Origin of the sequence: Streptococcus sp. NLAE-zl-C503, from assembly GCF_900104285.1 — a bacterium.
GTDB lineage: Bacteria > Bacillota > Bacilli > Lactobacillales > Streptococcaceae > Streptococcus.
Window position 1 is genome coordinate 36,728 of the sequence record NZ_FNJT01000005.1, and the last position, 25,153, is coordinate 61,880.

The 25,153-nt window shown below is 43.0% G+C and carries 26 protein-coding genes and 1 pseudogene; 13 read left to right on the forward strand and 14 right to left on the reverse strand.

Translation table 11 applies throughout. The features are described from left to right. Positions 1–17: 17 nt before the first annotated feature. Positions 18–4,028 carry an LPXTG-anchored beta-N-acetylhexosaminidase StrH gene (gene strH, locus BLS46_RS08330; RefSeq protein ID WP_093586914.1) on the reverse strand — a complete coding sequence of 1,337 codons (4,011 nt, stop codon included), beginning with the start codon at positions 4,026–4,028 and terminating at the stop codon, positions 18–20. Between the two features lie 300 nt (positions 4,029–4,328). Next, complete coding sequence (locus BLS46_RS08335) at positions 4,329–5,045, reverse strand: GntR family transcriptional regulator (protein ID WP_001007184.1); 717 nt, start codon at positions 5,043–5,045, stop codon at positions 4,329–4,331. 316 nt (positions 5,046–5,361) lie between these two features. Here BLS46_RS08335 and BLS46_RS08340 point away from each other — a divergent pair, with 316 nt between their 5' ends. The 8 genes from BLS46_RS08340 to BLS46_RS08380 all read left to right on the forward strand — a co-directional run bounded on the left by BLS46_RS08340 (position 5,362) and on the right by BLS46_RS08380 (position 13,401). Beyond that, positions 5,362–7,149 carry a glycoside hydrolase family 35 protein gene (locus BLS46_RS08340; protein ID WP_093586916.1) on the forward strand — a complete coding sequence of 596 codons (1,788 nt, stop codon included), beginning with the start codon at positions 5,362–5,364 and terminating at the stop codon, positions 7,147–7,149. Continuing rightward, on the forward strand, positions 7,146–7,622 hold the full coding sequence (locus BLS46_RS08345; protein WP_000156968.1) for a PTS sugar transporter subunit IIB: 477 nt from the start codon (positions 7,146–7,148) through the stop codon (positions 7,620–7,622). Before BLS46_RS08340 ends, BLS46_RS08345 begins: the two co-directional genes overlap by 4 nt. Before the next feature lie 26 nt (positions 7,623–7,648). Further along, on the forward strand, positions 7,649–8,554 hold the full coding sequence (locus BLS46_RS08350; RefSeq protein WP_084851753.1) for a PTS mannose/fructose/sorbose/N-acetylgalactosamine transporter subunit IIC: 906 nt from the start codon (positions 7,649–7,651) through the stop codon (positions 8,552–8,554). Next, positions 8,541–9,362, forward strand: a complete 822-nt coding sequence (locus tag BLS46_RS08355) for a PTS system mannose/fructose/sorbose family transporter subunit IID (RefSeq protein WP_000185284.1) — start codon at positions 8,541–8,543, stop codon at positions 9,360–9,362. The genes BLS46_RS08350 and BLS46_RS08355 overlap by 14 nt, the downstream gene beginning before the upstream one ends. A 3-nt stretch (positions 9,363–9,365) precedes the next feature. Continuing rightward, positions 9,366–9,770: a PTS sugar transporter subunit IIA gene (locus BLS46_RS08360; protein WP_000045703.1), complete on the forward strand. Its 405-nt coding sequence runs from the start codon at positions 9,366–9,368 to the stop codon at positions 9,768–9,770. 269 nt (positions 9,771–10,039) lie between these two features. Then, entirely contained in the window at positions 10,040–11,206 is a 1,167-nt protein-coding gene (locus BLS46_RS08370) for an SIS domain-containing protein (protein WP_093586918.1), read from the forward strand. Positions 11,207–11,216: 10 nt separating this feature from the next. Further along, positions 11,217–12,212: a tagatose-bisphosphate aldolase gene (gene lacD / locus BLS46_RS08375; RefSeq protein ID WP_084945529.1), complete on the forward strand. Its 996-nt coding sequence runs from the start codon at positions 11,217–11,219 to the stop codon at positions 12,210–12,212. A 151-nt stretch (positions 12,213–12,363) separates the two neighbouring features. Next, positions 12,364–13,401: an aldose epimerase family protein gene (locus BLS46_RS08380; protein WP_093586920.1), complete on the forward strand. Its 1,038-nt coding sequence runs from the start codon at positions 12,364–12,366 to the stop codon at positions 13,399–13,401. Positions 13,402–13,479: 78 nt separating this feature from the next. On the opposite strand, the gene BLS46_RS08385 is transcribed toward BLS46_RS08380, so the two are convergent. The 8 genes and pseudogenes from BLS46_RS08385 to BLS46_RS08420 form a co-directional block, all read right to left on the reverse strand. Further along, positions 13,480–14,037 (reverse strand): SMI1/KNR4 family protein, encoded by a 558-nt coding sequence (locus BLS46_RS08385; RefSeq protein WP_093586922.1) that lies wholly within the window; start codon positions 14,035–14,037, stop codon positions 13,480–13,482. Between the two features lie 12 nt (positions 14,038–14,049). Next, complete coding sequence (locus BLS46_RS08390) at positions 14,050–14,772, reverse strand: DUF4241 domain-containing protein (protein ID WP_093586924.1); 723 nt, start codon at positions 14,770–14,772, stop codon at positions 14,050–14,052. A 23-nt stretch (positions 14,773–14,795) separates the two neighbouring features. Continuing rightward, positions 14,796–14,948: pseudogene (locus BLS46_RS08395) on the reverse strand (SMI1/KNR4 family protein); the annotation flags it as partial. A gap of 131 nt (positions 14,949–15,079) precedes the next feature. Beyond that, a complete protein-coding gene (locus tag BLS46_RS08400) occupies positions 15,080–16,144 on the reverse strand; it encodes an ankyrin repeat domain-containing protein (protein WP_093586926.1) in 1,065 nt (354 codons plus the stop codon). A gap of 45 nt (positions 16,145–16,189) precedes the next feature. Further along, positions 16,190–16,597, reverse strand: coding sequence for a hypothetical protein (locus tag BLS46_RS08405; RefSeq protein ID WP_093586928.1), 408 nt, complete (start codon positions 16,595–16,597; stop codon positions 16,190–16,192). Between the two features lie 52 nt (positions 16,598–16,649). Next, entirely contained in the window at positions 16,650–17,882 is a 1,233-nt protein-coding gene (locus tag BLS46_RS08410) for a sensor histidine kinase (protein ID WP_093586930.1), read from the reverse strand. Continuing rightward, positions 17,883–18,557 (reverse strand): response regulator transcription factor, encoded by a 675-nt coding sequence (locus BLS46_RS08415; RefSeq protein ID WP_093586932.1) that lies wholly within the window; start codon positions 18,555–18,557, stop codon positions 17,883–17,885. 9 nt (positions 18,558–18,566) lie between these two features. After that, positions 18,567–19,187 carry a GTP pyrophosphokinase gene (locus BLS46_RS08420; protein WP_093586948.1) on the reverse strand — a complete coding sequence of 207 codons (621 nt, stop codon included), beginning with the start codon at positions 19,185–19,187 and terminating at the stop codon, positions 18,567–18,569. A gap of 182 nt (positions 19,188–19,369) precedes the next feature. On the opposite strand from BLS46_RS08420, the gene BLS46_RS08425 reads away from it, so the two are divergent. From BLS46_RS08425 to BLS46_RS08440, 4 genes are all read left to right on the forward strand, one after another. Continuing rightward, positions 19,370–19,627 carry a metal-sensitive transcriptional regulator gene (locus BLS46_RS08425; protein ID WP_000185163.1) on the forward strand — a complete coding sequence of 86 codons (258 nt, stop codon included), beginning with the start codon at positions 19,370–19,372 and terminating at the stop codon, positions 19,625–19,627. Between the two features lie 52 nt (positions 19,628–19,679). Beyond that, a complete protein-coding gene (locus BLS46_RS08430; protein WP_093586934.1) occupies positions 19,680–20,468 on the forward strand; it encodes a hypothetical protein in 789 nt (262 codons plus the stop codon). Then, positions 20,434–20,988, forward strand: coding sequence for a DUF6630 family protein (locus tag BLS46_RS08435; protein WP_093586936.1), 555 nt, complete (start codon positions 20,434–20,436; stop codon positions 20,986–20,988). Before BLS46_RS08430 ends, BLS46_RS08435 begins: the two co-directional genes overlap by 35 nt. A gap of 285 nt (positions 20,989–21,273) precedes the next feature. Further along, complete coding sequence (locus BLS46_RS08440; RefSeq protein ID WP_093586938.1) at positions 21,274–21,762, forward strand: prolyl-tRNA synthetase associated domain-containing protein; 489 nt, start codon at positions 21,274–21,276, stop codon at positions 21,760–21,762. Positions 21,763–21,802: 40 nt separating this feature from the next. Here the strand turns inward: BLS46_RS08440 and BLS46_RS08445 are convergent, their stop codons facing one another. Genes BLS46_RS08445 through BLS46_RS08455 form a run of 3 tightly spaced genes read right to left on the reverse strand, consistent with a single transcriptional unit; the run spans position 21,803 to position 24,070 of the window. Further along, on the reverse strand, positions 21,803–22,099 hold the full coding sequence (locus BLS46_RS08445; RefSeq protein WP_093586940.1) for a rhodanese-like domain-containing protein: 297 nt from the start codon (positions 22,097–22,099) through the stop codon (positions 21,803–21,805). Continuing rightward, positions 22,089–23,744 (reverse strand): FAD-dependent oxidoreductase, encoded by a 1,656-nt coding sequence (locus tag BLS46_RS08450; RefSeq protein ID WP_093586942.1) that lies wholly within the window; start codon positions 23,742–23,744, stop codon positions 22,089–22,091. The genes BLS46_RS08445 and BLS46_RS08450 overlap by 11 nt, the downstream gene beginning before the upstream one ends. Positions 23,745–23,764: 20 nt before the next feature. After that, on the reverse strand, positions 23,765–24,070 hold the full coding sequence (locus BLS46_RS08455) for a rhodanese-like domain-containing protein (RefSeq protein ID WP_084933844.1): 306 nt from the start codon (positions 24,068–24,070) through the stop codon (positions 23,765–23,767). Between the two features lie 176 nt (positions 24,071–24,246). On the opposite strand from BLS46_RS08455, the gene BLS46_RS08460 reads away from it, so the two are divergent. Next, entirely contained in the window at positions 24,247–24,810 is a 564-nt protein-coding gene (locus tag BLS46_RS08460; RefSeq protein WP_093586944.1) for a sugar O-acetyltransferase, read from the forward strand. A 43-nt stretch (positions 24,811–24,853) separates the two neighbouring features. Here BLS46_RS08460 and BLS46_RS08465 read toward each other — a convergent pair. Beyond that, positions 24,854–25,153 (reverse strand): IS3 family transposase (locus BLS46_RS08465; protein WP_142350468.1); only part of this gene is annotated, 300 nt, incomplete at its 5' end.

Here is a 25,153-nt window from a genome sequence, read left to right on the forward strand (position 1 = left end):
ATTCTTATCGAAGAGATTTAATCTTCTTTTCTCTTAGTGAGTCCGTAGGCTGCTAGAGTCGCCATGAGTCCTGCTGCGACCAAGCCTGCAGAATCTTGGCTGCCTGTTGCAGGGAGTTGTTTTTCATGTGCTTTGACAGTAGTTGGTACAGTTTGCTCAGCTTTCTCAACGGCAGTGCCGACTTCAACGATTTGAGCGACCGCTTCCTGTGTTACTACGCTATTGACAAGTGTTCTTTCTTCTTTTCCATCAGCAGTAGTGCTTACAGAGTAGAAGGCAGTACGGTGGCCGTTAGCGCCCTTAGTAACAACTTGTGTTTGTCCTTTTGGTAATTGAGGATTTTCACGTGTCACAGTAGTGAATGGAATTTCTTCCTCTTGGATGTCCAGTCTTGGTTTTGTTTCTGCGGCTGGAGCAAGCCCGTGTTCATCCCCTACATGAGTTACAAGGGTTCCGACTTCGATAACTTGGGTCACTGCTTCTTGGGTTACAAGGCTATCTACAAGAGTTTTCACTTCCTTACCGTCAGCAGTAGTGCTCACAGAGTAGTAATGACTGCGACGACCGTTAGCACCTTTAGTAACAACTCGAGTCTTCCCTTTGAGTAAGAGTGGATTTTCACGTGTCACGGTAGTGAACGGAATCTCTTCCTCTTGGATATCCAGTCTTGGTTTTGCTTCTGTGGCTGGAGCAAGCCCGTGTTCATCCCCTTTGTGAGTAATAGGGACACCGATTTCAACCACTTGGGTCACAGGCGCTTTGGTTACCTGGCTATCTAGAACGGTTTCTGTTTTCTTACCATTTTCAGTAAGGACAGAGATGTAATGAGTACGTTCGCCCTCTACACCTGGTGTGATGATCTTTTCCTGACCAGCTGGGAGGTTCGGATTTTCTTTTTTGATAACTTCAAATGGAATCTTTTCTGCTCCTGTGATGAGTTCCGGTTTGGTTTCAACATTGGCAGATGACTCATTTTCGTCGAGGCTTCCTGAGTGGGTTGCCGCTGGTTTGAGACCTAGACGGGCTGCTTTGAGTTTGGCTACGAGAGCATCTAACTCGGCTTGTTTACTACGGTTGAGGTTGTAGTTGAGAGTCTCTTTAGCTGCATTGAGGGCATCAAGACTTTCTTTGCTGTATCCTTCTAGGTTTGCTGGAATTTGAGCAAGCTCCTCACGGAGTGCATTGTAGTTAGCGCGGAAGTAGTCTTTGTTGTGGTCTGCAAAGGCAGTCATGAGTTCAAAGATTTCTTCTTCCTTGTACTCAGCACTTGGTCTATCTGCCCAGATAGCAAGCATACTACCAATAGTAGGAAGGTCAACTTCAGGGTATTTAGTTGATGCTAGTTGATTAAATGGAGTTTTCTCGGTATTTTCGAGAGCTTTTTTGAGGAAGCCACCACCATCTTCTGGTTTTTGACCGAGAATGTAGTACCAGTCTCCGTTAGTATTAAGGAATTTATAGCCTTTACTTGCAAGGTACTGAGGAGATGCAAGGTTGTAGCCCCACCATCCTTTAGACCAGTAAGAGATGATGACATCCTTGTCAAACTCAACATCATCCTTGTCCTCGTAGTAGAAACCATCGTTGAAGGCCATTGGTTGAAGGCCTCTTTCTTTGGCCATAGCAGCAAGGGTGTTAGAGTATTCAGCAAACTTGCCATAGAGCCCGTACCATTTGAGGTAGTACCAGCCTTGAGCGTTGGTAGCGTCATTAGCGTACTCGTCTGTACCGTAGTTGAAGATCTTAGTCTTGCCTGCAAAGAAGTCCATATACTTGCTGATAAGAGCTTTGACAAAGTTCATCGCTTCTTCGTTTTCGAGGTCCATGGTTGTTTTGGAGACCTTGTCGAAGTTGGCTTGAGGATTCTTGATTCCAAGTTTTTCCATAGCGACGAGCATGGCATCCATGTGCCCTGGGCTGTTAATCGCTGGGATGAGTCCGAGACCTTTTGATTTTGCGTACTCGATTAATTCAGTGATTTCTGCTTGACTAAGAGTGGTTCCGTTTGGATCATCGTAGTAAGCTTTTGTTCCTTCGATAATGGCCTTTTTGACATCGTCACTTGCATAGGTTTTACCGTTAGCAGTGATAGTCATGTCATCAAGTAGGAAGCGAAGTCCGTCATTTCCTAGGAGGAGATGAATGTCAGAATATCCAAGTTCGCTAGCTTTATCAATGATACGTTTGAGTTGCTCAGCTGAGAAGTACTTGCGTCCAGCGTCGATAGAGATTACCTTGTTCTTGGCAAGTTTTTCAACTTCGCGTTTCGCGTCTTCTTCTTTTTGAGCTTCTGGTGTGAAGGTTAGGTTGCTAACAGCTTCTTGAAGTTTTGCAATTGCTTGGTCAATGGTGTCTTGCTGGGCACGGCTGAGATTGCTGTCGAGTGAGCGAATGGCCTTTTCAGCTTCTTTGACAGCTGCGACACTTTCTGCAGTATAGCGGTTAAGGGCTGTTGGAACTTCTTTCAGAGCTTGCTCAGCAGACTCATAGTCAGCAGCAAAGTACTCAGCGTTAGCATTTGCGAAGCTACGCATGAGTTTGAAGAGGCGTGATGGTGAATAGCGTGCAGATGGGGTATCTGCCCAAGCAGCTACCATACCGCCGATAAATGGAATATCTGCCCCTTCAGATTTTGGCACCGAAGTGATTGGAGTGTTCTTGATACCATTGAGTCCTTGGTCCAGGTTGTACCAGCCTTGGCCATCTGCATTTCGTCCGAGAACGTAGTACCAAGCATCGTTGGTGTTTAGAATTTGGTGACCTTTTTCAACTAGAAGTTTAGAAGAAGCGACGTCGTATCCGCCCCATCCACCAGTCCACATAGAAACGATGATGTCTTTGTCAAAAGTTCCAAAGCTAGTGTCGCTATTATAGTAGATACCGTCATTGAAGGCCATTGGCTTGAGGCCGTGAGATTTGACGATGCGAGCAAGGTCATTGGCGTAGGCGATAAATTTGTCGTAACCCTTATCTGGGAAACCATCTTCTGGATACCACTTGTAGGCTTGAAGAACGCTCCAACCTTTGGCATCTGTAGCATCGTTGGCGTATTCATCTAGTCCGATGTTGAAGATATCAGATTTGCCAGCGAAGTATGCGGCATACTTGTCGATTAAAGCTTTGGTAAATTCAACAGCTTCTTTGTTATCAAGGTCAACGGTACGAGCAGATTCCTTACCAAAGTAGTTGAAATTCGGCTTTTGGATACCTAGTTCTTTCATGGCATGCAAAATAGCATCCATGTGGCCAGGGCTGTTTACAGTTGGGATGAGGCCAATACCTTTATCTTTGGCATAATTAATCAAGTCAGTCATCTGACTCTCTGTTAAGTGGTTGCCATTTGGATCCTTGTAGTAGGCATCAGTTCCGTTTTCGAGTGCACGTTTAACATCGTCACTTGCATAGGTTTTGCCATTGGCTTTGATGGTCATATCATCTAGCATGAAACGCATGCCATCATTTCCAACTAATAGATGGAGGTCAGTATAGCCGTAGTGTTTAGCCTTGTCGATGATTTCCTTGAGTTGATCTGGAGAAAAGTACTTGCGTCCAGCGTCGATTGAGATCATTTTTCTTTTGGCCAGTTTTTCATTTACCTGACTTGCTCGTTCAGTGCTCGGAGCAACTGCAGCAGGCGTTGCTGGTTCATTTTTCTTTTCTTCGTCAATTTTAACTGGTTCTGATTGTTCTTTTGAAACAGGAGTAACTTTTTCAGCGACTGGAGTCTCGTCAGCTTTCTCTGCAACTACTGGGGATTCAGTTTTTTCGACTGTTGGAGCGAGTGTAGCTGAAGCATCCTTCTCCTCCTTGTTTTTTGCTTCACCCCTTTCTTCAAGCTTGCTTTCAACCGATGTCTCAGCATCCTGTGGCTGTCCCTGAGCAGTTTGAGCTGTGCTTGGATTTTCTGGTGTTGGAGTGACGCTGTCGGCAGACGCGACTTGGGTACCAAAGGCAAATCCTATGAGTACAGAAGCTGCCCCAATCGCGTACTTACGAATGGAGAAGCGCTGTTTCTTTTCTAGTTTCATGATAAAACCTCCCTATTATTATATTGTATGATAACGTTTTCACAAAACTGTTTTTATTTTATTATCTAAGATATAAAAAGTCAAGCGGCTTTATGAAAGAACTATAATAAATGGAGAAAATCATAAGATTAGGAAGCTGTTTTTTGATTCGTTTGTTTTTGTGGAAAACCAGTAGTTTCTATTTAACTTGTTTTTAGTAAAAGCGCTACTAATTAAAGATTCACCCTTTCTCGCCTGTTCATTGCAAATCAAGCGTGCTATAATGAAATAGAAAAAGCCGAGCTAGGCTCAGGCTTTTTCTTAATGACCTCGGTTACATGAGATGAATTTGATTTTGTAGTAGTCTGCTCGCTTATAAGTTTCGCTATAGGCAAGGACTTGGCCAGTGGCCTCAAGTTTTGTAGTCTTGGTTTGGAAGACAGTTGGGAATTGTGTATCGATTCCAAGTACAGAAGCAGCGTGCTCTGGTGTTGGAAAGGCAATCTCGTTGATTTCCTCAAAATGCTCATCAGTCATGTGAATGCGGTAATCCAGCTTGAAACGTTTATAGATAGAACTATAATAGTCAAGATTTGGATAGTTGGCATTGATGTATTGCTCAGGAATATAAGAAGTGTGGTAGATATAGGTCACATCGTTTGTTTGACGTGTCCGTTCAATCTTGTAGTAGAACTGGTCTCCACGCAAACCAAGTTTTTCCAAATATTCAAGCTTATTTCCACGTTCGATAGAAAGGACAGTTACCTTATCGTCTTTTGTTTCAAAAATTTCTACGTCTGAAAACTCAACGAGTTTGTGCTTACGAGCGCGTGAAACAAAAGTTCCTTTTCCTTGCTGGCGGACAATATAGCCATCTTTGGCAAGGTCGTTCAAAGCACGAACAACTGTGATAGAACTGACATCATACATGGCGATCAACTCTGCTTCAGTATAAAACTTGTCTCCACTCGCAAATTGACCTGAAATGATTTTATTCTTGAGTTCGTCTTTAATATATTGGTATTTTGGAATAGCCATAATTGCACCTCAATTTTTTTCTTTCTCCTTCTTTGATTTTACCACAAACACAAAGAAAATAGTAGCATTTAGATGAAAAAATAACATAATACATTAAAAATATTATTTTGCACATATATAAAAGTGTCATCTAAACAGAGGTCGTGCAAAAGCCCTCATCTTATGCCATTTTTTAGATAATTTTGGTAAAAAAGAAGTAAAAAAATAGAAAAATTTTAAATAATTTTCTAAAACCTATTGACAAATGCACGAGATTTGATTATAGTTAATATTATAACAAATGAAAGCGCAAACTTAATTTGTCAGAGGTAATAACATGACAAGATTTAAAATTGAGGACGATTTCTATTTAAACGAAAAACCGTTCAAGATTTTGTCCGGCGCCATTCATTATTTTAGGATTCCAGAAGAGGATTGGTATCATTCTCTCTACAACTTAAAGGCGCTTGGCTTTAATACAGTTGAGACCTATGTGGCTTGGAATTTACACGAACCTGTTGAAGGGGAGTTTGATTTTGAAGGTGCCAGAAATTTGGAGAGATTTCTTCAAATTGCACAAGATTTGGGACTTTATGCTATTGTGCGTCCGTCTCCATTTATCTGTGCAGAGTGGGAGTTCGGTGGCTTACCAGCTTGGCTCTTGACCAAGCCCATGCGAATCCGCTCGTCCGACCCGGCCTACATTGAGGCAGTTGCTCGCTATTATGACCAATTATTGCCAAGGCTTGTGCCTCGCTTGTTGGAAAATGGCGGAAACATTCTCATGATGCAAGTTGAAAACGAGTATGGCTCTTATGGAGAAGATAAGTCTTATCTGAGAGCGATTCGGAAATTGATGGAAGATCGAGGGATTGATTGCCCACTCTTTACTTCAGACGGTCCTTGGAGAGCGACTCTGAAAGCCGGAACCTTGATCGAAGATGATCTCTTTGTGACAGGGAATTTTGGTTCTAAGGCTCCTTACAACTTTTCACAGATGCAGGAATTCTTTGATGAGCATGGTAAGAAATGGCCCCTCATGTGCATGGAATTCTGGGATGGCTGGTTCAACCGTTGGAAAGAACCTATCATCACGCGTGATCCAAAAGAGTTGGCAGAAGCTGTTCGAGAGGTGTTAGAGCAAGGATCCATCAACCTTTATATGTTCCATGGCGGAACAAACTTTGGTTTCATGAATGGCTGCTCGGCTAGAGGAACTTTAGACCTGCCACAAGTTACGTCTTATGATTACGATGCCCTTCTTGATGAAGAAGGAAATCCAACTGCTAAATACCTAGCAGTTAAGAAGATGATGGCAACACACTTCCCGGAGTATCCACAGTTGGAACCGCTTTACAAGGAAAGCATGGAAATGGAATCCATTCCACTAGTCGAAAAAGTTTCCTTGTTTGAAACCCTGGATAGTCTGGCAAGTCCAACTGAAAGCCTCTATCCAAAAGCGATGGAAGAACTTGGTCAAAGTTATGGTTACCTTCTTTATCGTACCGAAGCAAGTTGGGATGCAGAAGAGGAACGTCTCCGTATTATCGATGGACGTGACCGAGCTCAACTCTATGTAGATGGTCAATGGATCGCCACTCAATACCAGACAGAAATTGGTCAAGATATCTACTGTCAGGGCAACAGAGAAGGCTTTTCAGAGATTGACATCTTGGTCGAAAATATGGGGCGTGTCAACTACGGACATAAGTTCTTGGCAGATACGCAGCGTAAAGGAATTCGTACAGGTGTCTGCAAGGATCTACATTTCTTACTGAATTGGAAACAATATCCACTACCACTGGATAATCCTGAGAAAATTGATTTTTCAAAAGGATGGACAGAAGGACAACCAGCCTTTTACGCTTTCGACTTTACGGTCGAAGAGCCGAAGGATACCTACTTAGACTTGTCTGAGTTTGGTAAGGGGGTTGCCTTTGTCAACGGGCGCCACCTAGGGCGTTTCTGGAACGTCGGCCCGACCCTCTCACTTTATATCCCTCATAGCTATCTCAAGGAAGGTGCTAACCGCATCATCATCTTTGAAACTGAAGGTGAATATAAAGAAGAGATTCATTTAACTCGTAAACCTACACTAAAACACATAAAGGGGGAAAATTTATGACAATTGTAGGATGCCGTATCGATGGACGTTTGATCCACGGTCAAGTAGCCAATCTTTGGGCAGGGAAACTAAACGTTTCGCGCATTATGGTTGTAGACGATGAAGTCGTTAACAACGATATTGAAAAGAGCGGCTTGAAACTTGCTACACCACCAGGTGTGAAACTCAGTATCTTGCCGGTTGAAAAAGCGGCAGCGAATATCCTTGCTGGTAAATACGATAGCCAACGTCTCTTTATCGTTGCACGTAAACCAGACCGTTTCCTTGGTTTGGTCGAAGCAGGTGTTCCGCTTGAAACACTCAACGTTGGCAATATGTCTCAAACACCAGAAACTCGCTCTATCACACGTTCTATCAACGTGGTAGACAAGGATGTGGAAGACTTCCACAAACTAGCAGAAAAAGGTGTGAAACTCACTGCTCAAATGGTTCCAAATGATCCAGTTTCAGACTTTTTGAGCTTATTAAAATAGGAAAAAATTTTTAGGAGGTCATTGTTATGATACAATGGTGGCAAATTTTACTTCTCACTTTGTACTCAGCTTATCAAATCTGTGATGAGTTGACAATCGTTTCATCTGCAGGTTCCCCTGTATTCGCTGGTTTCATTACTGGTTTGATCATGGGAGATGTGACAACTGGTTTGTTTATCGGTGGTAGCTTGCAGTTGTTCGTTCTCGGGGTTGGTACCTTTGGTGGTGCTTCTCGTATCGACGCAACTTCTGGTGCGGTTCTTGCAACAGCATTCTCTATCTCTCAAGGTATTGATACAGACCTTGCGATCACAACAATCGCTGTACCAGTAGCAGCACTTTTGACATACTTCGACGTTCTTGGACGTATGACAACTACTTTCTTTGCACACCGTATTGATGCTGCAATCGAACGCTTTGACTACAAAGGTATCGAGCGCAACTACCTACTTGGTGCAGTGCCTTGGGCTCTTTCTCGTGCCCTTCCAGTATTCTTCGCTCTTGCTTTTGGTGGTGCTTTCGTACAATCAGTAGTAGACCTCGTTAAAGAATATCAATGGGTTGCAGACGGTTTGACACTTGCAGGTCGTATGCTTCCAGGTCTTGGATTCGCAATCTTGCTTCGTTACCTTCCAGTTAAACGTAACCTTCACTACCTTGCAATGGGATTCGGTTTGACAGCTATGTTGACTGTTCTTTACTCATATGTAACAGGTCTTGGTGGAGCTGTTGCGGGTATCCTTGGTACTCTTCCTGCTGATGTTGCTGAAAAGATTGGCTTTGCTAATAACTTCAAAGGTTTATCTATGATTGGTGTTTCTATCGTAGGTATCTTCCTTGCAGTTGTTCACTTTAAGAACAGCCAAAAAGTAGCTGTAGCAGCACCTTCTACACCATCAGAAAGTGGGGAAATCGAAGATGACGAATTCTAATTACAAACTTACAAAAGAAGATTTTAATCAAATCAACAAACGTAGCTTGTTTACTTTCCAATTAGGTTGGAACTATGAACGTATGCAAGCTTCTGGTTACCTTTACATGATCTTGCCTCAATTGCGTAAAATGTATGGGGATGGAACTCCTGAATTGAAAGAAATGATGAAAGTTCATACTCAATTCTTCAATACTTCACCATTCTTCCACACAATTATCGCTGGTTTTGACCTTGCCATGGAAGAAAAAGATGGTGTAGGTTCAAAAGATGCCGTTAACGGTATCAAGACAGGTTTGATGGGACCATTTGCTCCTCTTGGAGACACAATCTTTGGTTCACTTGTACCTGCTATCATGGGATCTATCGCAGCAACTATGGCTATCGCTGGCCAACCATGGGGTATCTTCCTTTGGATCGCAGTTGCAGTTGCTTATGACATCTTCCGTTGGAAACAATTGGAATTTGCCTACAAAGAAGGGGTTAACCTTATCAACAACATGCAAAGTACTTTGACAGCTTTGATTGACGCTGCATCTGTACTTGGTGTCTTCATGATGGGTGCTCTTGTAGCAACAATGATCAACTTTGACATTTCTTACAAATTGCCAATCGGTGAAAAGATGATTGACTTCCAAGACATCTTGAACTCAATCTTCCCACGTTTGCTCCCAGCAATCTTTACTGCCTTTATCTTCTGGTTGCTTGGTAAGAAAGGTATGAACTCTACTAAAGCGATCGGTATCATTATCGTTCTTGCAGTAGGTCTTTCATTCATCGGTAAATTCTTGCTTGGAATGGGCGCATAATTTATGAGTAAATCATTAATTTTGGTGAGTCATGGTCGTTTCTGTGAAGAACTTAAAGGTAGCACAGAAATGATCATGGGTCCACAGGACAACATTCGTGCAGTGGCTCTTCTTCCAGAAGATGGCCCAGAAGAATTTACTGCAAAATTTGAAGCTGCTATCGAAGGATTGGATGATTTCCTAGTCTTTGCGGACCTTCTCGGTGGTACACCATGTAACGTGGTAAGCCGTTTGATCATGGAAGGTCGCGACATTGAACTCTACGCAGGGATGAATCTTCCAATGGTGATTGAATTTATCAATGCCAGCCTTACAGGTGCAGATGCGGATTATAAGAGCCGTGCTGCAGAAAGCATTGTGAAAGTCAACGACCTGTTAGCAGGCTTCGATGATGACGAAGATGAATAATACTCTTCGAAAATCTCTTCAAACTACGTCAGCGTCGCCTTGCCGTATAGATGTTACTGACTTCGTCAGTATTATCCGGCAACCTCAAAGCAGTGCTTTGAGCAGCCTGCGGCTAGCTTCCTAGTTTGCTCTTTGATTTTCATTGAGTATACGATGTGACAACGTGAAAATCGTTAGAACAGCTTGTATAGAATATACATGGGAATGGGAGTCAATCCCATTCCCATATTTTCAATAGGAATGAAACAACAATAGATTAGAGGAACTCTATGCTAAATTACACAAAAGAAGAATTACTTGAACTGGGTGCAGAAATCACTACGCGTGAAATCTACCAACAGCCTGATGTATGGAAAGAGGCTTTTGAAGCCTATCAAGCGAAACGGGAAGAAATTGCAGCATTCCTACAAGGAATCGCTGATAAACATGACTATATTAAGGTCATCTTGACGGGTGCTGGTACTTCTGCTTATGTGGGAGATACCTTGGTACCATACTTTAAGGAAGTCTATGACGAACGCAAATGGAATTTCAACGCCATTGCGACAACAGATATCGTTGCCAATCCAGAAACTTATCTAAAAAAAGATGTGGCGACTGTCCTTGTTTCCTTTGCTCGTAGTGGGAATTCACCTGAAAGTGTTGCAACTGTTGATTTGGCCAAAGCCTTGGTGGATGATCTCTATCAAGTGACCATTACTTGTGCTGCAGAAGGTAAATTGGCTCTTCAAGCTCATGGCGATGAGCGCAATCTTTTGCTCTTGCAACCAGCTGCTTCTAATGACGCTGGATTTGCCATGACTTCTAGTTTTACGTCCATGATGTTGACAGCTCTCTTGGTCTTTGATCCTACAGAATTTGCTGTGAAAGCTGAACGTTTTGATGTTGTGACGAGCCTTGCGCGTAAGGTTCTAGAAAATGCAGCAGATGTTAAAGAGCTGGTTGACCTCGACTTTAACCGTGTTATCTACCTGGGCGCTGGTCCTTTCTTTGGACTTGCTCATGAAGCTCAGTTGAAGATTTTGGAATTAACAGCTGGTCAAGTTGCGACCATGTATGAAAGCCCAGTCGGCTTCCGTCACGGTCCAAAATCATTGATTAACGAAGATACCGTTGTTTTGGTCTTTGGCACAACGACAGACTACACTCGCAAGTACGATTTGGACTTGGTTCGTGAAGTGGCTGGTGACCAGATTGCTCGTCGTGTTGTGCTTTTGAGTGATCAAGCCTTTGGTCTTGAAAATGTCAAAGAAGTAGCCCTTGGCTGTGGTGGTGTCTTGAACGATATTTACCGTGTCTTCCCTTACATCGTATATGCCCAACTCTTTGCCCTATTGACTTCGCTTAAAGTGGAAAACAAACCAGATACACCATCTCCTACAGGTACCGTAAACCGTGTGGTACAAGGTGTTATCATTCATGACTATCAAAAATAAGGAAGTGTCTATGAGTAAATTACAACTAAGTCCCAATAAAGTAGCCTGCTTACAAAAACTCTCTGACGAGAACGGCATTATCTCAGCTCTTGCCTTTGACCAACGTGGTGCTTTGAAACGCCTCATGGCTCAATACCAAACAGAAGAACCAACAGTGGCTCAAATGGAAGAACTCAAAGTCTTGGTTGCAGATGAATTGACAAAATACGCATCATCTATGCTTCTTGACCCTGAGTATGGTCTTCCAGCTACAAAAGCGCTTGATGCCAATGCTGGTCTTCTCCTTGCTTATGAGAAAACTGGCTACGATACAACTAGCACCAAACGCTTGCCAGACTGCTTGGATGTTTGGTCTGCCAAACGTATCAAGGAACAAGGCGCAGATGCTGTCAAATTCTTGCTTTACTACGATGTAGACAGCTCTGACGAACTCAACCAAGAAAAACAAGCCTACATCGAACGCATTGGTTCGGAGTGTGTAGCGGAAGACATTCCATTCTTCCTTGAAATCTTGGCTTACGATGAAAAAATCGCTGACGCAGGTTCTGCAGAATACGCTAAAGTAAAACCACACAAGGTTATCGGTGCTATGAAGGTCTTCTCAGACCCACGCTTCAACATCGATGTCTTGAAAGTAGAAGTTCCAGTCAATGTGAAATACGTTGAAGGTTTTGGCGATGGTGAAATCGTTCATACTCGTGAAGAAGCAGCAGCCTTCTTTAAAGCGCAAGATGAAGCAACTAACTTGCCATACATCTACTTGAGTGCAGGTGTATCAGCTAAACTCTTTCAAGAAACACTTGTCTTTGCCCACGAATCAGGCGCAAACTTCAACGGAGTTCTTTGTGGCCGTGCTACATGGGCTGGATCAGTTGAAGCCTACATCAAAGACGGTGAAGCAGCAGCTCGTGAATGGCTTCGCACAACAGGTTTTGAGAACATTGACGAACTTAACAAAGTTCTCCAAACCACAGCGACTTCATGGACTGAACGTGTAGAAGCATAAAAACAAGTATAGAAGAACCCCCTTTTGTTAAGAAGATACTTAAGGTTTTCTGACAAAGGATTCTGAAAACAGAAGCTACAACCATAGATGGATGGTGCATACACTCTCTATGGTTTGTTTACTTAAGAGAAATGGATCAAAGGAGAGAAGAATGAAAGCATACACAGAGCGTGTATTTGGAAATCATGAGGGCAAGGATATCTTGGCCTATCGCTTTGAGACTGACAGTGGCTACCAACTAGAAATTATGACTTATGGTGCGACCATCTTGCGCTATGTCACGCCTGACAAGGCTGGGAATTTTGCCAATGTGATTTTGGGCTTTGATGATTTTGATAGCTATGTAGGCAATAGTCCCAAGCATGGAGCAAGTGTAGGTCCTGTAGCGGGCCGTATTGCAGGTGCGACATTTGAGCTCAATGGCAAGACCTATGACCTTGAAGTCAACAATGCTAGCAACTGTAACCACAGTGGTTCAACAGGTTGGGATTCGAGCTTGTTTGAATTGGTCGAGGTGAGCGACCATGGCTTGACCCTCTACACAGAGCGTACAGACGGGACAGGAGGGTTCCCTGGTAACCTCAAGATCTGGATCAGCTATCACTTGGAAGAAACTGGTGCCTACGAAGTCAGCTATAAGGTGACGACAGATCAGGATACGCTTGTCAATCCAACCAACCACAGCTATTTTAACTTGTCTGGTGATTTCACGCAGACGGTTGACCGTCATGTCTTCCAATTAAATACGGAGGGCATTTACCCAATCGCTCCAGACGGTGTGCCAGCAAAAACTCCAGATGCTGATCGCGATGTGGTGAAACACATCTACAATGGTGCTTTGCTCAAGGATATCTTTGCAGAGGATGATGAGCAAATCCAGTTAGTATCTGGTTTGGATCACCCATTTGCTCTTCCTGCAGGTCATGACAATGCTGGTTTCCTTTATGACCAAAACTCAGGTCGCTTCCTACTTTTCAAGACAGAGGCCCCTTGCTTTGTGGTCTACACAGCAAACTTTGTGGATGAGAGTGTCATCATAGGAGGTCAGCCAATGGTGCAGCACAATGGGATTGCCCTTGAAGCGCAGGCCTTACCAGATGCTATTCACAGTGACCTCAAAGACCAAGTCATTCTCAAAGCAGGACAAACCTTTACCAGCAAAACTCGCTACGAGCTTGTTGTCAAATAAAAAGAAGAGCTGGTTTCCAGCTCTTTTGAGTTCCGTGCTGTTGTATTGACATTAGAGGCAGTTTGGTCAGTACATGGCTTATTTTTCTTTTTTCTGTTTCTCGATTCTCTCTAACATTCTGTTTTTACGCTCCTCCAGTTCTTGGATTTGCTTGAGCAAAAGATCTGAAAAGTCACTATCAAGTTCTTCAGCCTCTCCACTACTATACCAATCTAAGGCGACAATGTGATTATTGTTATCAAAGCAGAAAATCACATCTCCATCACCGATGATAGACAGAAAAGGGATATAATTTACAAAGCCTAGTTCATGTAATTCTTTGGTCTTCAGTCGAATGTCTAGAAAATCAGGTATCCCATTTGCAATACCGTAAACCTTAATACCACGGCAAAATGTCCAAAATGGTGCCACATCAAATGCTTTAGCTCTAGGCCACAGTTCCTCCCTGACTTCCATATATAGTCCGCCTAAGGGTGACATGGTAAATTCTCTAAAGTCGTCTGGAAGACTGATTTGATACAGTTTTTCAAAATCTTGTATCTCCTCTTCGGAGGGTTCGTTTCCCATGCAGGCTACAACTTGGTAGGTGCCAGAATCATAATGATGAAAATAATCATAGACTTTTTCTAATGACATGGTTACACCTCTCTATCCTAGGTAAATATATTCGACAACTAAATCACAAAGCTGATTATCCTTATCATAGCCAAAGTACACAGGATAGACACCATCTCCAAAACCTGATTGGATCATCGGAATGCTTAGGTCAGTGTTGGGGATTTTAAAATTAATCCAATCTCCGCCCTCACGTTGATAAAGGGGATTGTCTATGGCATTTTGAGCAAAAACTGCTGCAAAGAAATCGTCGTAGATATTTTTGTCAGGATTTTCTTTATACCAACTCTCTTCAAAATCGCAGTAGGCATTCTTGGTGTCAACGTCCACTATCGTTGCTAGACCTGCGTCAACTGCAAATCCAAAATAAGAGTCTTTCTCAACAGTGTCTATATCTTCATCACCAGTCAGTGCTTCATAGTAGATGACTGGCACTTGATCTGTAAATTGGATTCTCGTTGCTACATACCTGTAATGGTCTTCTTCTATCTTGGCTACTAAAGTTTTTAGTCTATATGTTCCTTTGGGAACAGATTGTAAGTAAGGCTTTTCCTCTCTACGGAGCCAGACCAAAGGATCTCGGACCAGAATTTCTCCACTAGGAAAAGTCACTTCCCCCATATCCAAAACAAAAACTTCCATGTCCTGTATTTCTTTCCTATCAAAATAGTCTGCATAATTGATAGACGAAGTGAGCAGGTGTTTTATTTCTTGGTATTTCTGTAACCACTCTTGTGAAGTTTGTATTTTTTCCATAAACAGCTTCTTTCTAAATCTTTTATTTCCCTAATGATCGAAAAAATTAGGTCTTTAAGATTTTCTGCCACATACACAACTTCATCAGGATCATGGATATAGCCAATAATCTGCCCTTCTTTTCCCTCTGTATCAGGATCAAGATCCAGCATCAAGAAACAACTGTCACAATACTCCATCCCTTTGAAAATACTCATCTAGTGCGGGTATATTCCCCTTTATAATATCACCTACAATTTGTGGAACAGATTTAAAATTTCCTATATCTTTTAATTTGACCATTTTAGGTCTCCTACAGATTATGTACTCATCTGTTATAATTTATTTCCCCTAAAGGAAGCGGATCAGGATTTAAGCTTACCCAGAGAACCGAAAGTTCACACAAACGTTCAGTTATAGTATCTTCATCACTGCCTTTTGCACGGATGCTGGAAATCAGTTCCTTAGTTTCTTCCAGTTCTTCTTCGGAAAGCGGTGTACCTGAAGCGAAATGATTTGGCAGGGCTTTAAGCATGTTCCGGTAGTGTTTATCCCAGTTGACACCGCCATTTCTATAGAGCTCATCCTGTACGCGCCCTGTTATACGGATCACTTCGCCTTGTACTGTTTTCGCAGGTCCGCTTGAAGGAATCAACATCTCCCAAAGTTCATCGTATTGCTTTTGCCAAGGACCATCTTCTACAATAATAGGAGAAACTCCGTCATGTATCTTGCGTTTCGGAGCAGGCTTTACATCAAACAGTGCATAGAGTCTCTCAAGCCCTGCTTCTGTTTCAGTCAAGTAGTCTTTATTAAAGTTTTCTCTGTGAAATTCAAAATCCTTACCGATTAGTTCGACTCTTTCTGCCATATCAGGAGTTACCTTAGCGCCCGCCTTTATGAGCATTTCTGCAATTTCTGCTGCCTGTACAATATTAATATTCCTGCAAGTAGCAAGGGTTTCGGCTAGTGGAGTTCGCCTCATAACATTTTTTGCATTAGCATCTGCACCTTTTTCAATCAAAAAACTGACTATCTTAGGGCGGAAAAACCCTGCTGCCGTATGCAGTGGTGTACTTCCATATGTATCAGGTTTTTGTATATCTCCGCCTAATTCAAAAAGTAGTTTCACAGTATCCCTACCCAGCGTGGCATGCTTATATAATGGCGTCCGCCCATAATAATCAGGAGTATTAACATCTAACCCCTGTTCTACCAGCCAGATAACAAGCTCATCAGGAACCCCGCCATAATGAAGTGCTGTATTGAGGCTGTATCTGCCGTCATGAGCAGTAAGCTCACATTTATCATATACGGCTTTAAGAGCTTCAATATCTCCTGCTGTAATCAGTTCATCAAAATTTTTAGGTAAGGTCACTCTTTTTTTGGCCATTGTTCTTCTCCTTTAATATAAAACTAACATTTGCATTTTACATTTCTAAAGCCACTTAAGCCCATCAACATCTTTTAAAATCATAGATCTTCCATCGTAGTCATTTTTTAACTCAATTTCTTTTTCCTTAACCGAAATGTTGTTGTACCAGTGATCCAAACTTGCATATTTTCCTGTATGGATATTGATAAGCATGCTTGTTATAGGATCCCAAGTGCCTTTCTGTACGGTTTCAGCAAGCATGTAATAGGCATCTAAAAATATCAAATTTCTCCCATAGATCCAAAATGGAAGCTGCATATCTAACAGTGGCAAGTTTGCAGAAAAAATTTCATCTCCATGCGGTGGAACGGTTTCATAATGAAATGCTATCTCACTCCCATAATATGCTATCGTTGCCCCTTCACAACCGATGTTTTGAGGAACTCCTTCCTCGGCTATTAAAAATTCCATGGGCATCTCCTTGTATTTTGATTGAGTAAACTCTGACTAGGCTTTCCCACGTTTACAACCAGATGGTAAAGGTAATCACCTGCTTTTTATAGGTGACAAAGATTTTTCCTCTAAACAGGCTGACAAGGTGCTGGGCCATGGAGAGACCAATGCCATACCCAGAGGTGGTTTGGTTATTGTGTGATGTTTCGGTGCGGTAGAAGCGATCAAAGAAGCGTTTAATATTGGCAGGCTGCCCATCCTTGTAGTCGTTAGACACAGTGATACAGGTGCGTTTGCGTAGGAGATAGGCTTTGCGTTTGAGAGTCAGACGGATGGTGCCTGCTGGATCACAGTATTTGCGGGCATTGTCGAGAAGAATGCTAAGAAGCTCATAAAATTCCTCTTGGGCTACTTTTTCTACAAGGTCTGCTTCAATCAGGCTTTCAAATTTTTTATCCTCTTTGGTAAAGAGAGGAGCAAAATCTGAGGCGACCTTTTCAGCGATGACGGAGATGTTTTGAGGAGCTAGTTTGATATCCTCTTGCTCCTCGAGCCGAGCAAGTCGGATCAGTCTTCCAATCAGGTGGTTGAGACGCTCGGTCTGTTCTTTGGTACTGATGCTCCACTCGGTCTCTCCTTCCATGAGTTCTTGAAGCTCGGTATTGGCTGAGATGATAGCCAGCGGTGTTTTGAGTTCGTGTCCTGCATTGGTGATAAACATCCGTTGTTTTTCATAGTTCTTGACAAAGGGACGGATAACAATCCCAGAAATCAAGGTAAAGAGCAGAGCAAGGAGAAATAGGCTAGCTAGTGATAACCAGATAGATACTTGAAAGAGGGTGTCTCGTTCGCGAATGTAGTTGGTAGCTTCAAAGAAGACTAGGAGCTTGCCCGAAGCTGTCTGACTAATCTGGTAGGTGAAGTAGCGCCCGTTGCGAGTAATCGTGCCATAGGTTTCTGGTTTTTTAAGAATTCTCTGGAGAAAACCTCTAACGTCTGCTTCGGTCAGTGATTGGACATTCCCTAGAGAAATAGTGTAGTCATTCCCCTTTTCTCTGACAGAGAAATACTGAAAATTGTAGATAATCCCTTCCTGGATGTTCTTTTTGGTGAAACTTTCCTTGATTTCATCTGTGATTGGGAGTTCGCCTTCATTTTTAGACAAGATGGAGAGGACGGTTTGGATATTATCCTCTGTCTGAGTATAGACGATGCTATTCATCAAGACCAGAAAAAAAGCAAGAATCAGAGCGATAGCAGCAGTGGCTGTGACAATAAACTTGATGCGTAGTTTTCGAAACATCTAGTCACCTCCTGTCAATTGGAAGGGGCCTTCTGCTGGCCCAAGTATTTGTAAGCTAGACTGAACACTTTGGAGTTTTTGGCGTAGGTAGGAGATATAGAGAAAGACGAGCTCGTGATCACTTTCTTCCAGCTCATCTGGCCAGACTTGCTCTAGTAGTTGTTGACAACTGAGGGCTTGGTTAGCATGCTGGATGAGGAGGGTCAAGAGTTGAGTCTCCTTTTTCCCCAAACGAATGCTGTTTGTAGCAGTCAATTCTTGTTCGTCAATATCCAAGCGGGTATTTCCTAATTGGACTGTATCCGGGGTATAGTCTTCCAGGCGGCGTGCAGTAGAGCGAAGTCTAGCCAAGAGTTCCTTGAGCGAGAAAGGTTTGGCCAAGTAGTCGTCAGCACCTGCATCGAGTCCGGTTACGCGGTCATCCACTTCGGCCATGGCTGTCAGCATGATGACGTGGGTCGTATTGCCTGCCTGGCGAATTTCTTTGAGGGCTTCGATTCCAGTTTTGATTGGCATCATGATGTCAAAAATCATGAGGTGATAGTGGTTAGATTTAGCCTTTTCGACAGCGTCTTGTCCGTTAAAAACAAAATCAACGCTGTAGCCTTCGCGTTCTAAAGCAACAGTGATGACGCGATTTAGTTGAGCTTCATCTTCGGCAAGTAGGATTTTCATAGGTTCTCCTTAGTCTTGGTCAGATCGCTGAATCAAATCACGGATGGTCTGCATGGTCAAGTCGCATGAAGCAAGCTCATCGGCACAACGTTTGAGCTCACGTGTGATTCGCTCAGGATTTTGGATGTTTTTCTTATATTTCATCTGGTGCTCAAGGCTGGCCCAAGAGTCCATAGCAATCGTGCGTAGTTGGATCTCGATAAAGTAGGTCCCTTGGGCATTTCCCAGGCAATCTGGATAGGGGGTAGTCACCTCGAGAATCAGATGGTAAGAACGATAGCCATTAGGTTTGACCTGACGGATATAGTCTTTCTCTTTAAAAATATGGATGGTGGGTATCTGACGAATATACTCTACGATGCGGTAGATATCATCTGTAAAGCCTGTGATGATCCGAACGCCGATAGCGTCACGAATCACCTTGAGGGCAGACTTACTGGTTAGGGGGAGTCCTTTACGTCGGCATTTTTCGCGCATGCTTTCCTCGGTTTTGATACGTGCGTGCAAGTGTTCATATAGCTTGAGAGAGGTTTCTTGTTTATAGCTTGTAGCAGCTTTTTCTATATCTTGGACAAAGGTCTGCAAGATAGTGGGTAAGTAGACTTCGCAAGGGCCATAGATAGAGTTCATAGGCTGGTCCATTCTAAGAATGACTCGTATTGCTACGAGCATAGATTCTAATAGTATTTGTCATTCTATTATATCATGAAAGCGATAGCAGGGTGAGATTCTATTGATAAAGAGGGAACGAGAATTTTGACAAAGGAGTCCATTAGAGATATAATGAAGAAAAAGTGACCAAGGATAAGAAGATGACAAACTCAAAGTATATAACACGCCTTAAACGCTCAGAAGGCCAGTTACGTGGTATCCAAAAAATGATAGAAGAAGAGCGTGATTGTGCAGATATCATTACCCAGTTGACAGCGGTTCGTTCGAGTGTGGAGCGCGTGATTGAGATGATCATTACCGAGAATCTCACAGCCTGCATCAACCAACCACTAGACGACCCTGAAGCTCAAAAAGAACGCTTGGAAAAGGCTGTTCAATACCTTATCAAACGAAAATAGTAGTTCTCTATGTGATAGAACAAGATAAGAAAGTAAATCACAGGAGGGAAAGATGACAAAAGAAGAACGAACTCAAAAGTGGTTTGTTAAGATTCCCCAAGCAGAAAAAATTCCCTTGGCAAGTAAGATTGACATGTGCAAGAGAGTGTCCCAGAAAATGCTGGTGGTTTTTCTACTACTCTTGGCTGGAGAAGGAGCTCTGCTCTATTTGACCAATCAGGGTGGACTCATAGATTCTTTAGCTGAGGTCTTAAATCAAGCTTCCCAAGGGGCTCCAACGGTTAATCACTATAAAGGTCTGGCATTGCTAGGGATTTTGTTTTGTCTACCAGGCCTAGTCTTACCTCTAGCCCTTATTCATCTACTAAAGGAGAAATGGTTGCAGGCGGAAGTCGATAAGGTGTTAGCGGATGGGACTTCTAGCATCTTTGCGCCAGACTATCTAGTAGAAGATGCCGGGGATGATTGGCATATGATGTCAGAAAAACTCTTTTCGGATTGGGCCTTGGATAATGGTGAGCAAGAGTTAAGAAACTTTAGTCTTGAGGATGTGAAGAGCCAACTGTTAGGTGTTAGTATGGGTTCCAAGGATTTTGTCTTTTTAATCCCCGACCAGCTTATCAAACTTGAGCAAGGTCACTTGGTGTCTGATTTTGTCCAGGTTTGTTATGAAGAAGATACAAAAGGTTTTTGTCTGGATGTGAGTATCGCTGACCCAGCCAGTCTCAATGAAAATGTCATCTATGGGACAACAGACTTGCGCCTAGAAAAAGTTCTTGCCATGCTTCAAGAGCTTCTAGAGAAGGGTGCCAGATTATACAAATTGGGATATTGTTGTTGATATGCGCGAGGATCAAACAAGTGAGATGGAGACCTATCTAGAAATTGCTGGAATCTTAACAGATGATAGAGAAGTATTAGCGCGATTAAAGGCCTGTTTTGAAAATCCACAAAGGTATTTCCAAGAAAATGAAGACCGCTACGATGAGCGTTGTATCGACTTAGAAGATGGCCAAGAGACGATCAGATGGATTGGCTTGGTTGATGAGTTGCTAGAAAGCAAGGACTTGGTTGAGTTAGATTGGCAGTCAGATATGGAAGAATTTTTCTATCAGCTAGAGCCCTTGGCCCAGAAACAGGGTCTACATTTAAACCAAGCTTGGCTAGAAGAAGATGGAGACATTCCCCTCTGGGCTAGAACTCTGGATCAAAAGTGGCAGTCTCAAGGCTTCTGCTTGGCTGCAATGGACATTGACAGCGATAGCTATGTCCTTTTTATATGCCAGAGGGCTATCTTGGGAGAATTAGTTGTTTTGAGTAAAAAGATTAATCAGCGTTTTGACTATGCAAAAAATATGTAATTGCTAGAACGTTCACAAGGAGGATGCGCGCCTCATTTCTCTAGCTGAAGCATTTAAACCAGACGCATCTATCGGACAAGTCGCGGATATACCTTGTGGCTATACGGTGGAAAGAAAAGATATGCTTGCTGGCTGGAAATCATGCCCATCCTAACAGTTGGAGTTCCGTCTAAGACAACTTGTATGAAAATGAAAGAAACCTAGAGATGCTTGGATACAAATTGGAAGAAAACCCATTTTTGTGGTATAATTAAAGATAGTAAGACAAGTTGAAGAAGGCCAGCAATGGAAGCATACGAAAAAGTAGTAGAGATGCTAAATGAGCTAGATATTCCTTTTGAAATCGTGGAGCACGAGCCAGCCTTGACAACAGAGCAAGCCGACAGTTTTATCGAGGGGATCGAAGGTGTCCGTACCAAAACCATGTTTCTCACCAACAAAAAGAAAACAACCTATTATCTCGTGATTATGGATGATAAGAAACGTTTGGATATGGACCTCTTGAAAGACTTGGTAGGAGCCAATAGAATCCGTATGGCTTCCTCTGAGAGCTTGTTTGAAAAAATGATGTTACCAGCAGGTGTTGTTTCTCCATTTGGCTTGCTGAACAATACTGACAAGGACATTCAAGTTTATTTCGACAAAGAAATCATGTCGGAAAAACAGATGAGTTTCCACCCCAATACCAACGAGAAAACCCTTTTTTTGGATACCGTAGATTTGCTTCGTTTTTTAGAAGCGATTGGTTACGAGTTCCATATCATTGAGTTGTAAAAACGAAAAAACCGATTAAGAAATTTAATCGGTTTTTTGATTATTCTACCTCACCTGGCCAAGCATTCATACCACCTTCTACATTGGTAACGGTGAGGCCTTGGGCGCTGAGAAATTGACAGGCAGAGGCAGAACGTACTCCACCTTGGCAGATGACATGGTATTCATGGTCAGGTTTGAGTTCTTTGTAGCCTTGCTCCAAGGTACTTAACGGAAGATTTTTGGCACCTGGTGCATGTCCTGCTTGGAATTCATGTGCTTCACGGACATCGATAAGTTCTAGATTTTCATTTTGATATTTTTCATAAAAGTCAGCCATGCTGATATTAGTTACCATATTCTACTCCTTCTGGCTTAGCCATTTTGTATAGTGAATAAGCGCCGTCAAGGTTTTGGACGGTAAATCCTGCTTGCTTGAGGATACGCTCTGCGATATAGCTGCGCAAACCACTGTGGCAGCTAACGATGTAGGCTTGGTTCTTGTCCAGTTCATCCAAGCGTTCCCGTAGTTCGTTTAGGGGGATGTGGATGGTGTCAACCTTAAGTCGACCACTTTGGAATTCGCCACTTGTCCGTACATCAAGGAATTTCTTTCCCTTAGCCAGTTCGTCTTCGAGCTGGTACCATTGAACGTTGTCGCTGAGACCTTCGATAAGGTTCAAGGCTGCGTAACCCAGCATATTGACGGGATCCTTGGCAGAGCCAAATGGTGGCGCATAGGTAAACTCTAACTCTGGTAAGTCAAAGACGGTGAGATTTCCCTTGATAGCAGTTGCTAGGATATCGATTCGTTTGTCAACACCTTTCTTCCCAACCCCTTGGGCACCATAGATTTTTCCAGTGTTTGGGTCAAAGAGGAGCTTTAAGGTCATATCAGTAGCGCCTGGATAATAACCAGCGTGGTCTTTCCCACTGACATGAAGTGCCTTGTAAGGAAGTTGATGCATGCGAAGGATACGCTCGCTGAGACCAGTCGAAGCAGCTGTCATATCAAAGGCACGAACGATAGCAGTGCCGATACTGCCCTTGTTTGTACGACCGAGTCCTGCGATGACATCCGCTACTTGTCGTCCTTGACGATTGGCAGGAGAGGCTAGAGAGATGAGGGTATCTTGGCCTGTAATCTCTTGCTTGACGACGATGGCATCCCCAACTGCAAAAATATCTTTTTGACTGGTTTCATAATGTTCATCGACCAGGATCCCACCACGAAGTCCCAGTTCAATCCCCGCAGCTTTAGCCAGTCCGTTTTCAGGTTCAACACCGACAGAAAGGATGGTGAGGTCAGAAGTGATCTTTTGACCGTTTTCGAGAGCGATGACTTTTCCTTGGTCTTCAAATCGAGTCGCTGACTGAGAAGTGATAACGCGGGCGCCGTTTTTAACCAATTCTGCTTGGACAAAGGCCGCCATTTCCTGATCTAATGGTGGCAAGACATGGGGTGCTTTCTCAACGATAGTAACTTGCAATCCACGTTTCGCCAGGTTTTCAGCCATTTCAAGCCCGATAAATCCTGCACCGATAACGACAGCTTCTTTTGGATGATTGTCCAAGGCTGCCATAATTTCATCGAGATCGGGAACATTGCGAAGCGTGTAGGCGTTCTTAGCTTCTGCCAAGCCTTCAATGGTAGGAACAAATGGTTTAGCTCCTGGGGAGAGGATCAACTTGTCGTAGCTTTCTGTGAATTCCTGTCCATCATGGCGTACGGTCACAGTGCGCTCTGCTGGCGAAATGCTGATGACCTCATGGAAAGGACGAACATCCAGATTAAAGCGTGCTTTGAGACTTTCAGGAGTTTGGACCAATAAACTATCACGGTTTGCAATTTCTCCTGAAACATAGTAAGGAAGTCCGCAGTTTGCAAAGGAAACAAAGGGACCTTTCTCAAAAATAGTGATTTCAGCGTCTTCCATGAGACGTCTGAGACGGGTTGCTGCTGACATTCCGCCTGCAACTCCCCCGACAATGATAATTTTCATTGACTTTCTCCTTTATACATCTAGATGACCTTACCTGTCCAAGCACTCATACCGCCTCGGACATTGATGACATCGTAGCCTTTTTTCTTTAGCTTCTTCGCAGCTAGTTTGCTTCGCACACCAGAATGACAAATGACATAGAGTGTTTCTTTTGTCGCTGGTGTATAAGATCCGATTTCGGTTAGAGGGACATTCTTGGCGTTTTTGATATGACCTCTATGGAATTCCGTAGGCGTTCGAACATCCAGTAGTTGAATCGGTTCCTTGAGTTTAACTTCTAACTCGCTGGTAGAAATACTGTCAATTTTTGTAAATAAGTGAAACATAGGCACCTCCAAATATACCCTTATGGGGTATATTAAACCACGAAGTCAAGCTTTTGTCAAGCAAGTTGTTTTGACTTGGGAGAGGGCTTGGTTTTGAGAGTTTAGAAAGCAGGCTATTCTTGACCTTTCAGAGGCTTTTTGATATGATGGGTCCAAAGTAAGTATGAGGTGATGAGATGACCAGCGAATACCAGAAAATGATAGCAGGGGAGCCTTACCGTCCGTCGGATCCAGAATTACGGGCCTTGGCGCAGGCTTCTCGCCAACAACAGGCGGCCTTTAACCGAGAAGAAGATCCCTTGAAGGGAGCCGAAATCATCAAGACTTGGTTTGGCTCAACTGGGCAAAATCTTTACATCAATCCACGCCTGGTGGTCGATTATGGGGTCAATATCCATCTAGGGGAAAATTTTTATTCTAATTGGAACTTGACCATACTGGATGTTTGTCCGATTCGCATCGGCAACAATGCCATGCTTGGTCCCAACTGTCAGTTTTTAACCCCACTCCATCCACTGGATCCGTATGAACGCAATTCAGGAGTCGAATACGGCAAGCCCATCACCATTGGAGACAATTTCTGGGCTGGAGGTGGCGTCATTGTCCTTCCTGGAGTGACACTGGGCAATAACGTCGTTGCAGGAGCGGGGGCCGTGATCACCAAGTCCTTTGGAGACAATGTTGTCCTAGCTGGCAATCCTGCGCGTGTTATCAAGGAAATCCCAGTAAAAGAAAACTAAAAAGAACAGCTGTGTACTGACCCCAAGAAGTTAGACAAATAATTTAAGCGAAGGATTTAGTTCTGTATTGCATAGGGCTAAGTCCTTTTAGTTTGACCTTAATTCGTTTGTTGTTGTAGTAATCAATATAGTCCACAATAGCTTGTTCCAATTGCTTAAGCGACTGAAACGCCTTCTCATAACCATAAAACATTTCCGATTTCAAAATGCCAAAGAAAGATTCCATCATACCGTTGTCTGGGCTGTCACCTTTACGTGACATAGATGTTTGGATTCCCTTACTCTCTAAAAACCTGTGATAAGAATCGTGTTGGTATTGCCATCCTTGATCACTATGGAGACT